This window comes from Sporosarcina sp. P26b, from assembly GCF_002743245.1.
In the GTDB taxonomy this organism is placed as follows: Bacteria; Bacillota; Bacilli; order Bacillales_A; family Planococcaceae; genus Sporosarcina; species Sporosarcina ureae_C.
The window spans coordinates 20,088-32,884 of the sequence record NZ_PDYW01000005.1; the positions used below are offsets into that span (position 1 = coordinate 20,088).

General features: G+C 42.2%; 10 protein-coding genes. 6 read left to right on the forward strand and 4 right to left on the reverse strand.

Annotated elements, in window-relative coordinates; translation table 11 throughout:
• Window positions 1-19 precede the first annotated feature (19 nt).
• The gene (gene proS, locus CSV69_RS06925; protein ID WP_099693022.1) at window positions 20-1,456 is read left to right on the forward strand and encodes a proline--tRNA ligase; all 1,437 of its coding nucleotides are present in this window, start codon (window positions 20-22) and stop codon (window positions 1,454-1,456) included.
• Between the two features lie 469 nt (window positions 1,457-1,925).
• On the opposite strand, the gene CSV69_RS06930 is transcribed toward proS, so the two are convergent.
• A complete protein-coding gene (locus CSV69_RS06930; RefSeq protein WP_099693023.1) occupies window positions 1,926-4,118 on the reverse strand; it encodes a DNA topoisomerase III in 2,193 nt (730 codons plus the stop codon).
• Between the two features lie 268 nt (window positions 4,119-4,386).
• On the opposite strand from CSV69_RS06930, the gene CSV69_RS06935 reads away from it, so the two are divergent.
• A complete protein-coding gene (locus tag CSV69_RS06935; protein WP_085427835.1) occupies window positions 4,387-4,824 on the forward strand; it encodes a GatB/YqeY domain-containing protein in 438 nt (145 codons plus the stop codon).
• 29 nt (window positions 4,825-4,853) lie between these two features.
• On the opposite strand, the gene CSV69_RS06940 is transcribed toward CSV69_RS06935, so the two are convergent.
• Window positions 4,854-5,477, reverse strand: coding sequence for a hypothetical protein (locus CSV69_RS06940; RefSeq protein ID WP_085427836.1), 624 nt, complete (start codon window positions 5,475-5,477; stop codon window positions 4,854-4,856).
• 428 nt (window positions 5,478-5,905) lie between these two features.
• On the opposite strand from CSV69_RS06940, the gene CSV69_RS06945 reads away from it, so the two are divergent.
• Window positions 5,906-7,123, forward strand: a complete 1,218-nt coding sequence (locus tag CSV69_RS06945; RefSeq protein WP_233192340.1) for an acyl-CoA dehydrogenase family protein — start codon at window positions 5,906-5,908, stop codon at window positions 7,121-7,123.
• Between the two features lie 121 nt (window positions 7,124-7,244).
• On the opposite strand, the gene CSV69_RS06950 is transcribed toward CSV69_RS06945, so the two are convergent.
• Window positions 7,245-8,762 carry an ABC transporter permease/substrate-binding protein gene (locus CSV69_RS06950; RefSeq protein ID WP_099693024.1) on the reverse strand — a complete coding sequence of 506 codons (1,518 nt, stop codon included), beginning with the start codon at window positions 8,760-8,762 and terminating at the stop codon, window positions 7,245-7,247.
• On the reverse strand, window positions 8,755-9,705 hold the full coding sequence (locus CSV69_RS06955; protein ID WP_085427838.1) for an ABC transporter ATP-binding protein: 951 nt from the start codon (window positions 9,703-9,705) through the stop codon (window positions 8,755-8,757). The genes CSV69_RS06950 and CSV69_RS06955 overlap by 8 nt, the downstream gene beginning before the upstream one ends.
• 168 nt (window positions 9,706-9,873) lie before the next feature.
• On the opposite strand from CSV69_RS06955, the gene CSV69_RS06960 reads away from it, so the two are divergent.
• From CSV69_RS06960 to CSV69_RS06970, 3 genes are all read left to right on the forward strand, one after another.
• Window positions 9,874-10,905 carry an ABC transporter permease gene (locus CSV69_RS06960; protein ID WP_099693025.1) on the forward strand — a complete coding sequence of 344 codons (1,032 nt, stop codon included), beginning with the start codon at window positions 9,874-9,876 and terminating at the stop codon, window positions 10,903-10,905.
• A gap of 1 nt (window position 10,906) precedes the next feature.
• On the forward strand, window positions 10,907-11,584 hold the full coding sequence (locus CSV69_RS06965; RefSeq protein ID WP_099625348.1) for an ABC transporter ATP-binding protein: 678 nt from the start codon (window positions 10,907-10,909) through the stop codon (window positions 11,582-11,584).
• A 194-nt stretch (window positions 11,585-11,778) separates the two neighbouring features.
• Complete coding sequence (locus tag CSV69_RS06970) at window positions 11,779-12,753, forward strand: c-type cytochrome (RefSeq protein WP_099693026.1); 975 nt, start codon at window positions 11,779-11,781, stop codon at window positions 12,751-12,753.
• The last annotated feature ends 44 nt before the right edge of the window (window positions 12,754-12,797 follow it).

The following is a 12,797-nucleotide window of genomic DNA, read 5'->3' on the forward strand; positions in this document are numbered from 1 at the left end:
CTAAGGAGGAAATGAAGTAATGAGCAATCAGCAAAATGATTTTACGAAATGGTATATCGACACAATCCAGAAAGCGGATTTGATGGATTATACACCAGTGCGCGGATGTATCGCGTTTAAACCGGACGGCTATGAGATCTGGGAGCATATTCAGGATGAAATGAATCGTCGCTTTAAAGAGACGGGTCACCGTAACGCTTATTTCCCAATGCTCATTCCGGAGTCATTTTTTGAAAAAGAAAAAGATCATATCGAAGGATTTTCTCCAGAATTGCCATGGGTAACAGAAGCAGCGGGTGAGAAATTGGAAGAACGTTTGGCGCTACGTCCAACGTCTGAGACGATGATTGGCCATTTGTATTCTGACTGGATCAAGAGCTACCGTGATCTTCCAGTACTGATCAACCAGTGGGCAAACGTATTCCGCTGGGAGAAAAAGACGCTACCATTCATTCGTACGTCTGAATTCTTGTGGCAAGAAGGACATACTGCACACGTAGATGAAGAGGAAGCACGTCATGAAACGATGCAAATGCTGGAAATCTACAAAGAAGTTGTTGAAGACTTACTTGCGATTCCAGTATATGACGGTCAAAAAACACCGTCTGAGCGTTTTGCGGGTGCCATTGATACATTCTCGATTGAAGCGATGATGAAAGATGGTAAAGCGGTACAAGCCGGAACTTCACATTACCTTGGCACAAAGTTTGCGGAAGCATTTGATATCAAATACTTAACAAAAGAAAACAAGCACCAGTTCGTTCATACAACATCTTGGGGAACGTCCACACGCTTGATCGGTTCTGTTATCATGGTACATGGTGACGAGCAAGGTCTCGTATTACCTCCACGCGTTGCACCGACGCAAGTCGTGCTAATTCCAGTAGGACCTTGGAAGAAGAATCCGGCAATCATGGAAAAGCTGGATGAAATCTATGCAGAATTGAAGTCTAAAGGTATTCGCGTACGTCTTGATGATTCAGACCAATCTCCAGGCTTTAAGTTTAACGAGTATGAATTAAAAGGTGTTCCGGTACGTCTAGAACTTGGACCACGTGATCTTGAAAATGACCAAGCGTTGATGAAAGCGCGTGACGGTGGTGAGAAAGTGGCTGTTAGTCTGGCTGAAGCTGTTGCTAGCATCGAGCAAGAATTACAGACGATGCAGAAGCGTTTGCTTGAAAATGCGCGTACGTTCCGTGATGAGAATTCTCATACGAACATCGATACGCTCGATGAGTTAAAGAAGCATATTGAAGATAGTGCAACTAACGAAGAGATCCCTGGTTGGATTCTTGCAGGTTGGTGTGGCGATGATGCATGTGAAGAGCATGTGAAGGATGAGACGAAGTTTACGACACGTAATATTCCGTTCGATCCACCAGCAGAGAAGTCCACTTGTATTAATTGTGGAAATGAGTCGAAGCATACCGTTTGGTTTGCACGTTCTTACTAATAGAGAAATCAAAAGCTGTCCCACGAAGTTTTCGTGGGACAGCTTTTTTCAGTGATGTTTAGTTGGAATGCTGTAAGAGATGACTTTGTGAGTGCGATGGGATGGAAGCCCAGCTGGCGGACGTTTTCCCATGGGCCCGCGGTGAGTCAACCGGTTCGCTAGTGCAAAAATGTGCTCCTAACGCTTCGCTTTGGAATTAGCGTGTAAATTATTGTTTTGTCTTAAATTATTTAAGTTCAATACGGTTTACAACACTTACTTCAATGCACAATAAATAGTATCATCCACTCGCATTGCGAGGGATTGGCGCGTAGGAGGGGCGACTCCGAGAGGATCAGTGGGACAGGTGAAACACCCGCCGGAGCGCAGCGTAGGGGTGTGGTTCACCGCCCACCCTCCGGAAATGAAGTGACCCCTCCGTAGCGCCAATCCCCAACCCAACACCAACGTTCAGCCAATCCCTCTGAAGTTAGTCGTCCAGTTTCAATCCTTTCAACGCATCTGCGAATGGATTGTTTATCGGCTCGTCTTCGTCGTTCTTCTTCAAATACTTCTGCACATCGCGCTTGTTTACTTTGCCTTTTGATGCTTTCTCGCGCCGTTCTTTGAACACCGATAGCTTTTCGCGATAGCCGCATTTGCATGTGAAGATCTGACCATCACCTTCACCACGAAGCTCCATCTTCTTCTTACACTGTGGACAGCGTGCGTTCGTGACGCGTGAGACGTTTTTACGATGGCCGCACTCACGATCTTGACAGACAAGCATTTTGCCGTGTTTGCCGTTTACTTCTAGCATCGGCTTGCCACAGTCAGGACATGATTTTGTTGAGATATTATCATGCTTGAACTTCGCTTCACTAGCTTTAATTTCCGATACAATCTCTTTCGTATAGCCTTTCATCTCATTGATGAAAGCTTTCTTTTTCAGCTGGCCTTTGGCGATTTTCTCTAATTTTAGTTCCCATTCAGCCGTTAGTAAAGGAGATTTTAGTTCGTCTGGTACTAATTCGAGTAATTGTTTCCCTTTATTGGTTACGTGAATATCTTTACCGCGCTTTTCAATTAGGAAGGAGTTGAATAATTTCTCGATAATGTCCGCACGTGTTGCGACCGTTCCGAGTCCGCCTGTAGATTTCAATGTGTCTGCGAGTTTCTTATCCTGTGTGCCCATATATTTCGTTGGATTTTCCATGGCGGATAAAAGAGTTGCCTCATTGAAACGAGCGGGAGGCTTTGTTTGACCGGATGTTTCTTTAATAAGTTTGATGTCGAGCTTATCACCTGCTGTTAGTTTAGGAAGCAATTGCTCTTTTGCATCTTGTTCGATTTCATCTTCATCAAATTGGTTGTCATAGACTTCTTTCCAACCCGCGACTAGAATGGTTTTTCCGCGCGCTGTGAATTTCTCGTCTGCTATTTTTGCATGAACTGTCAGCTGTTCGTATTCATGCGCAGGGAATAAGACAGCCAGGAATCGTTTGACGACTAAGTCATAGATTTTTCGTTCACGGTCCGATAGTTTGTCTCGCAAGACGATTTCTTCAGTCGGAATAATTGCGTGGTGATCAGATACTTTGCTGTCATCAACAAATGATTTGTTCACTTTGATCGGCTTCTTTAATATCTTGTTTGCAAGTGACCGGTATTCTCCTATGCCGACGGTCTTCAAGCGTTCAGGAAGCGTTGCAACGAGATCGCTTGAGAGGAAACGAGAATCCGTTCGTGGATAGGTCAGTATTTTATGTTGCTCATATAATTTTTGCATGATATTCAATGTGTCTTTTGCTGAGTAGCCAAACATTTTATTGGCATCTCGCTGTAATTCCGTCAGATCGTAAAGGCCTGGGGAGAATGTTTTTTTGGCTTTCTTTTCGACATTTTCAATAATTGCAGCTTTGCCGTCCGCTTTTTTGACGATAGCCGACAGTTTATCCCGATCGAATGAACGCGTGTCACCCGTTTTGGAGTCTGCCCATGTCAATTTCAAGTTAGTATCGGATTGAGCCTCGATACCGTAGAATGTTTTTGGACGGAACGTATTAATTTCATCTTCGCGCTGCGCAATGATTGCGACGACAGGCGTCTGAACGCGACCGCAGTTGAGTTGCGCATTGAATTTTGTAGTTAAGGCACGCGTAGCGTTCAGTCCGATGTACCAGTCGGCTTCAGAGCGTGCGACGGCTGCTTCGAATAGATTTTCGTAGTCTTTGCCAGGTTTCAAGTTGGCGAACCCGTCTTTAATTGCTTTGTCCGTGACGGAGGAAATCCATAGACGTTTTACTGGTTTATTGACCTTTGCCTTTTCGATAATCCAGCGTGCAACGAGTTCTCCTTCGCGTCCTGCATCTGTTCCAATAATAATATCAGAAACGTCAGGGCGTACAAGCTGCGACTTCACGGCATTGTATTGTCGGCTCGTTTGTTTGATGACCGTCAGTTTTAAATCCTCGGGCATCATAGGTAGATCATCAAGTTTCCATGTTTTATACTTTGTATCGTAGTTTTCAGGATCAGCGAGCGTCACTAAGTGTCCGAGTGCCCATGTCACGATATATTTATCGCCTTCCAAATAGCCGTTCCCTTTTTTATTGCAGTTCAGCACACGGGCAATATCCCGTGCAACAGATGGCTTTTCCGCCAGTACTACACTTTTTTTCATATGATAAACTCCTTTTTTATATACATATCGAAGAGCTCCTCCAAGCGAATAAGGTGTTGGAAAACCTTATGCTATCTGAAGGAGCTAGTAGTAAAAAGTGTAAACTAGTACTTGAGTTTCGTCAATTAAGCTATATTTGATCGTCGGGAATCAATGAGGAGAATGATAGACTTGTTTCAATCCCGATTCTCTTATAAGTTAAAAAACGCGACTGAGCACATACTTTTTTTGTATACTAGGCATACTACTATAGAAACGAGGGATTTCCATGTCAGAATTAAAAGATCGTTTAATGGCCGATATCCGAACTGCAATGAAGGAAAAAGACACTATGAAGAAAGGTGTCATTAATTTACTGCGTGCAGGTCTACAAAATGAATCGATTGAATTAAAGCGCGAACTGACGAAAGAAGAAGAAATCAAAATCGTTCAGCGTGAGCTTAAGCAAACAAAACAATCGCTTGATGAAGGTCTAAAAGCTAATCGTGAAGATATCGTGGAAGCAGAAAAAGCGAAAATTGCAATTGTGGAATCTTATTTGCCGAAACAGATGAATGTGGAAGAAGTAAAAGAGTTAATTGCTTCATTAGGTATTTCAAAAGAAGCGTCAATGGGTCAGACAATTGGTGTTGTAATGAAGGAAGTGGCGGGACGTGCGGAAGGAAAGACCGTATCGCAGGCCGTGAAAGAGTATTTGCAAAACTGAATTATGGATAAAGAGCCGGTTGACATAAGTTACTTGTCGACCGGCTTTTTCGCGTTTGTAAATGAAGCGCGTAATATATATACTACATCGTATTCTTTTAATTCATCCAAGTAATCATCTTTTTGTTCGTAGAAATCACTGGACAATGCACTAGTCGGTGATCCTGCCGTCGTGGAAGTATAAATGAGACCTGCCAACAACATGTTATCTGAAAGTGGCAATCCTTCTTGCGGATTTGTGTTGAACAGTGACGCCATGTCCTTTAACTCTTCCAACTCTTCCTGATTACTGACACTTGCGGAACCTTTTGCATCACTTACACTCGCGGAGAATAATAGTTCCTGTTCGAGTGTTTGTGTGACTGTCATGATGATACTACCTTTCGTAGATTCGCCAGGCAAAGGAGTTTTTAACTCGCTTATAGGCTCAGCCACTAATTTTCCTTTTTCGTACTTTTCCACCCAAAGAGAAACGTCCGTATACGTCTGATCTGCTGTGTAATCGAACACAAACGCTGTGTTTGTTGCTGTTTCAAGTATTTGTTTTTCACGATCTGTAAGTTCAGGTATCGTCAATTTATTCGTGTCGGTTGCAGCACATGCACTGAGAACTAATAGGCAGCTTAAAATCATTATACTTGTCCATTTTTTCATCGCCTAGGCCTCCTTCTCTATATAATTCATTATAGCATTTTACCGTACTGCCCGTAATAGTTACGTGTTTTTATAGCTTTTAATATAAATGTGTCCAAATTTATCGAATAAGTAATACTTGAATATAAAAGACATAAAAGTTCGGATGGATATTATGGAATTGAAATGACTGTTACATCATATGTAATATAGTGTTTCCAAGGTTTTATCCATTTTAATTTTGAGAAAACGCCACAAATTCAAAGGATGAATTGAATGGATTTATTAGATGTTTTATTATAATTTAAAATAAAAAAGATATTTATTTTATAGACCAATCTTTACTATTTAATAAAACATGATAATGTTGAAAGAGAACAGCCTGCTTGCTTGCTAATAGAAAAGTAGGTAAATGATAAAATGGAGTGGTAATTTTGTTAAAAAGTGCTATGATGGAAAAACAAAAACAACAAGATGGAATTATGCAAATTCCTGAATGGTGGACTTGTCCAGAAGGGCATGAAGAATTACAAAAAGCTGCACATGCGTTAGGCAAGAAAGAATTGCTGCCGCGTGCACTTATTTCTGATCAAGAGAGAAGTTATCCACGTGAAAGTTTACGTGAAGTTGCGAAGTCTGGTTATTCGGCTGTTACCATCCCGGTTGAAGCGGGTGGTCTGAAAGACGGATTCACAGCATTTGCAGTACTTTCCGAAAGCTTTGCGCATTATTGCCCATCTACGACGATGTGCTGGGTTATGCATATGACTACAGCACATACGATCTATGAAGCGGGAACAGAAGAACAGCGTCAGCGTCTATTACCACGCTTGCGTGAAGGACAAATCGGTGGCCTAGCGTTTAGTGAACGAGCGACAGGGGGTCACTTCTGGAATATCGGTAGTAAAGCGATACGAAATGAAAATGGTTACTTGCTGGACGCTGAAAAGTCATTCGTCACAAGTGGTGGAGAAGCAGACTTTTATTTAGTTGCAACGACATCTCCTGAAACGGATAATCCGGATAATTTAATGTTTTTATTGGTCGAAATTGATCAGCCGGGAGTTGAAGCATTCCCGTTCGATGCAATGGGATTACGCGGAAACGCAAGTGGTCCGATGAACTTTAAAGATGTGCAAGTAGCTCTTGAAAACCGTATTGGTGGCGAAGGTGGCATGGGTTATTTCAACGATAACACAATCGACCCTCTTTTCTTACTAGGTTCAGCAGCTTGTTGGGTTGGTATTGCACAAGGCGCTTTGAATATGGCTACAGACGGTGCTAAACGCAGAGTCCACGCAGATACAGGATCATCTGTTACAGATTATCAAGTCATTCGTCATGAGTTGGCGAAGGCGCAGATTAAAGTAGATAGCGCACGTAGTATGTTGTATCGTACAGCAGAAGCGCTAGATCGTTGCAATACGGAAGGCAAAGAGTTATCCGAGTGTTTGTACCCGTTATGGCAGTTGAAGACGCATGCGGCAGACATGGTAATTGATGTTACCAATATGGCGTTGCAAGTGTCAGGTGGCCGCGGTTATATGACAGGCCAAGTGGAAAAGTTCGTGCGTGACGGTCGTGCTGGTGCAATCATGGGACCAACAAACGAAGTGCTGCGCGAATGGATCGGTCGTACAATGATAGAAGTTCCTTGGATGGATTAATTAAATCAAAAAAAACAGTCACCGGCAGAATTTTATCTGCTGGTGACTGTTTTTTATTTAGGCGTAGAAGTGAAAGGCAAGTAGGTAGCGTTTCACCTTTCACTTTTGATTCTTTCTATCTTCACTTCAACAAACCTTGTTCTTTCAAGAATGCTTCTGCTACTTCGTCAGCTTTCGCACCTTCAGAGTTCACTTGGTAGTTCATCTCGCGCATTTCATCGTCTGTTACGATTCCTGCAAGACTGTTCAACGCATCTTCGAGTTCAGGATACTTCTTCAGCGTATCTTTTCGAAGTAGCGGTGCGCCTTGGTATGGCGGGAATAGTTCTTTATCATCTTCGAGCACCGTCATATCATATTCCCGAAGTTCGCTGTCAGTCGAGTAGGCATCCATCAAGTTGATTTCGCCTGCTTCGATTGCTTGATAGCGTAGTTTCGGTTCCATTGTTTTAATGGAGGAAAACGTTATGCCGTAAAGCTTTTGAATTCCAAGATAGCCATCTTCACGATCATTGAACTCCAGTGTAAATCCTGCTTTTACTGCATTTTCCACAGAAGCTAGATCGGACATCGTTTTTAGCCCGTACTCTTCTTGGAATGCTTTGGAAACAGCGAGAGTATAGGTGTTATTGAACGACATCGGTGTCATAAGTGTCATATCAAACTGTTTGTCAAGTCCTTTTCGTGCTTGCTCATATACTTCATCGCGGTCATTGCTGACGGCTTCTTCTTTCAAGAACTCCGATATAGCAGTGCCTGTAAATTCAGGATACAAATCAATGCTTCCTGACTTCAACGCATTAAATACAAATGAAGTTTTGCCGAGCCCTGGCTTTAATTCGACAGATAAATCTGTTTGGTCTTCGATCAACAACTTGTACATATTAATAAGAATTTCAGGTTCTGCACCAAGTTTTGCTCCTATCACTAATTCGTCCTTCTTGCTGCCTCCTATGAATGGTGCGGCAATCATCAAGACGGCGGCAATCACAAAAATTGTAAATGCCGTAATGGCTTTTTTGAATGAAAGACCTTCAAATATCTTCAATACGAAATCAAAGAACAATGCGAGTAATGCGGCTGGTATTGCACCTAGTATGATTAACGAAGGATTATTCCGATCGATTCCGAGTAATATTAAATCTCCGAGTCCACCTGCACCAATCAATGCTGCAAGTGTCGCAGTTCCGATGATGAGCACCATCGATGTACGGATACCCGCCATAATGATCGGCATGGCTAGTGGTAATTCGACTTTCATTAATCGTTTTCGCGTGTTCATACCCATTGCGGTAGCAGCTTCGCGAAGGGAAGGGTCGACTTCTTTAATACCGGTATACGTATTGCGTAAAATAGGCAGCAATGCATAAACTACTAGCGCAATGATGGCCGGCACTTTTCCGATGCCGAATAGTGGGATCAATAACCCTAGAAGTGCCAGTGAAGGTATCGTCTGCATCACAGCACTCACTCCGATGACAGATTCCGCTATTTTTCGCCGATTGGTTAAATAAATCCCCAATGGCACAGCGATCAGCACAGCAATGAGTAAGGAAATTAATGAAATCTGAATATGTTCAATGAGTGCTTCAAGTAATTGTCCACGACGGTCTTGGAAAACATCAAGGAAATTATTCATTGGATGCTCCTCCCTTCACCGCTTGTTCAGCCAAGAAACGAAGAATACCTTCTCGGGTAACCATTCCAATCACTTGTCCATCCTGTTGGATCGCCACTTGATCTTCCGAAGCCAAAAACTGAAGCAATGGGCCCCATTCGGAATTAATTGGAATTGCAAAGGATAGTGACAGGTCTGTTGGAATATCTTCTATATGGTCCCTGATAGAAAATGTTTGTGCAGCAGCGGAAGCTGTAAATTCACGTACGAACGGTGAAGCAGGTTGAATGAGAATTTTCTGAGGTGTATCTACCTGTTCGATTTTTCCTTCGTTCATGATGCAGACACGATCTCCTAGTTTAAACGCTTCCTGTAAATCATGCGTTACGAATACAATGGTCTTTTGGATTCTGCGCTGTAATTCAAGCAAATCATCCTGTAGCTTCAAACGGCTGATTGGGTCTAAGGCGCTGAATGGCTCATCCATCAATAGAATCTCGGGATCTGCAGCAAGTGCACGCACGACACCCACCCGTTGTTGTTGACCACCGGACAGTTCATTCGGTTTACGCTTCCTATAAACATCGGGATCGAGACCAACCATTTCAAGTAATTCAGTTACACGTTCACGGACTTTCTTTTTCTTCCAACCGACGAGTTCGGGTACAACTGCAATATTTTCTTCAATCGTCATATGAGGGAATAAAGCGATTTGCTGTAGCACATAGCCTATTTGCCAGCGCAGCTCATGGATTGGGTAGTCACTAATCCTCTTATCGTCAAGCCAAATTGTGCCTTTTGTAAGTGGGATCAGCCTGTTGATCATTTTGAGTGTTGTGGTTTTTCCGCAACCACTGGGTCCGACCAAAACAAGAAACTCTCCCCGTTTAATTTCTAGATTCACTGAATTCACGACTAAATGTGACATATCATAACTCTTCGAGACTTCTTCAAAACGAATCATTAACATCCCTCCTTTGTTGTTATAATTTTCACATATCACCAGAAAAATAGAAAGTTATATCACTTTAAACAGAATAATAAAAGTTGTGAAGTGTAATATGCTTTTCATTCTCCGTTCATCTGCACAAGATACGATATAAGTATAAAGAAAAATACGGAGGCGCTTGATATGAAAATCGCGTGGAAAGAAATGAAGAAAAGTAAAGCGAAGTTCTTGATTCTAGGATCCATCATATTTTTAGTCAGTTTTTTGACATTTATTATTTCAGGATTAGCGAATGGATTATCACAGGACAACGCGGCGTTGATCAAAGAATTACCGCAAGGGCAGTTTTATTTGGATAAGGATGCAGACACTACGTATAATCTTTCAAAAATAGATGCAGAAGTACAGAAACAAATTCTCATCGATCAACCCGATGCAACTGCATTTTCGGTTCAGATGGGCTTTGTCAATGATTCGGAAGACAAACAGCATAGTGTTGCGTTCGTTGCATCTACCGGCTCGCAGCTGTTTGAAAACGTCAAAGAAGGCGAGATTGTACTGGATAGTACATTGAAAGAAGATGGCATTGAAGTTGGGGACGTCTTAACAAATAATCAATTTAGCGGTGAATTTGTCGTCAAAGGGTTCGTTGACCAGCAAAAATATAGTCACGCACCTGTCGCTTTCATCGACATGACTAACTATCAAGAAATCTATCGTGTAATGGAAATGCAGACGATTTTCATTCCAGGCAAAGATACACCAACACTAAGTGCACTAGATTCATTTTCCAATAAAGAATTTCTGAATGCCATTCCAAGTTACAGTGCGGAACAGATGTCGTTAAATATGATTGTTTGGTTCCTTGTGATCATCAGCGGTATGTTGTTTGCGATTTTCTTCTATATGATGAACGTGCAAAAAATTGGTTTGTACGGAATATTAAAAGCAATCGGCATGAAGACTATGTCATTATTTAAGATGATTTGGTATCAAATGCTTGTGATTACAGCTATTTCACTCGTGCTTTCCATTGCGCTCAGCCAAGCATTTAGCTTTATTGCCCCTGATGGCATGTCATTCCATTTAACAATGGATACCGTCTTGATGCTGTCGGCAGTATTTATGGTAGTCGGTTTTATAGGAGCAACAATTTCTGGATTCCAAGTGAAAAGAATCGAACCACTACAAGCGATTCAACAAGGAGAGATGTAATATGTCTACCTTTACAATTGACGAAGTGAAAAAAACATTTTCTAACGGTGAAATTGAAGAGGAAGTATTAAAGGGTGTAAATTTATCGTTAAAAGAAGGAGAGATCACAGCGTTGGTCGGCCCTTCAGGTTCTGGTAAATCTACCATTCTGACGATTGCGGCTGGATTGCAGAAAGCTTCCGGTGGTGAGATTTTATTCGAAGGAAAAGATATGACAAAAATGAGCCAAGAAGAAATTCGTCATATACGTGCGACAGACTTTGGATTTGTTTTTCAGTCTTCTCACCTAGTTCCGTTCCTAACCGTAGAAGAGCAATTAGAGTTGATGCTCGATGTATCGGAAACGAAAATGAGTAAAAAAGAGCAGACTACAGCCATAGCAGATATTTTAAAGTTAGTCGATATGGAACACCGTAAAGATGCGTATCCTTCTTCGTTATCTGGGGGAGAACGTCAGCGTGTGGCAATTGCGCGTGCAATCATTCATCGTCCTAAAATCTTATTTGCGGATGAACCAACAGCAAGTCTTGATACTAAACGCTCAAAAAGTGTCATGGAATTACTGCAGGAATTAACGCGTACACTGAATTTAACGACGCTGATGGTGACGCATGATGAAGAAATGCTTCCTTACGCAGATCGTATTATTACGATGCGTGACGGCTATATAGTGGAATAAACAATCGACGGCATGACGCCGTCGATTGTTTCGCATTCTGTCACATTTAGTTTAGGCAAATGAACTACTTACACGACAAGGTTTAGTGTTAAACGAAAATGAATATCAGTCATAATCGGGTAGACTGGCATATACAAGTATGATAAGTTAAAAGTGGTATATATGCTAAATAATAGGAAAAAGGAGGAGTGGACATGAAAAGAACAACGGGATTAGCCCTAGGCTTTATTGTCGTAGTTTGTTTAGTCGTTATAGCATTTATGGGCAACCAAATGCGCATGAATAAAGACCAAGCACCAGAAACTACACAGGTAAAAGCTCCGACAGAAGAGGTAGCTGGAATTCAGCACAACCCGCCTTCAATGGACGATGTTCCAGAAGGTAAAGAAGGAGAAGCGATCAAACGCGGCTTCGATTTATTTGATGATACGTCCAATGTCTTACGTTCCGAAGCCGCTTCAGTAGAAGACGGGCTCGCACGAGTGAACGAATTATCTTGTACAAGCTGTCACGCAGGTGCCGGAACTGATGAAGGTGTTTCGTCCATGGTCGGGATGTCCGCAGTGTATCCGATGTATATCGGAAGATCTGGCCAAATGGTTACATTGGAAGAACGAATTAACGGTTGTATGGTAAGAAGTATGGATGGACAGAAATTTGCTGATGACGATGAAGACTTGGATGCAATGGTTGCATACATGACGTATATCTCAGAAGGAATTCCAGTAGGTGCAGAATTAGATTGGCGCCACCAAAACACTCTTGACGATCTACCGACACCAAACGTAGAGAATGGTGAGGACTTGTATCAGCAATCTTGTATTGCATGTCACGGTGAAAACGGTGAGGGAATTGGTTCCAACACAGGCCCGAAACTATGGGGCGAGGGATCATTTAACGACGGAGCAGGAATTGCACGTATGACTAAAATGGCGGGTTATATACAGAAAAACATGCCGGTTGGTCAAGAAGATTCTCTGTCTGACCAAGATGCAAGTGACTTGGCAGCATATGTCCTATCAAAAGATCGTCCTGAATGGAAAAATCACGACAAAGATTGGCCAGACGGCGGCCGTCCGAATGATACAATGACTAAAGAACGCCGCGATCAAATTAAAGATGGAACGATCAACTGGGACGAAGTATTAGCGAAACCTGAAAAGAAATAAGCTCTTCAACGCGTCTGTCAGATAAAGTGGCAGGCGTTTTTTTC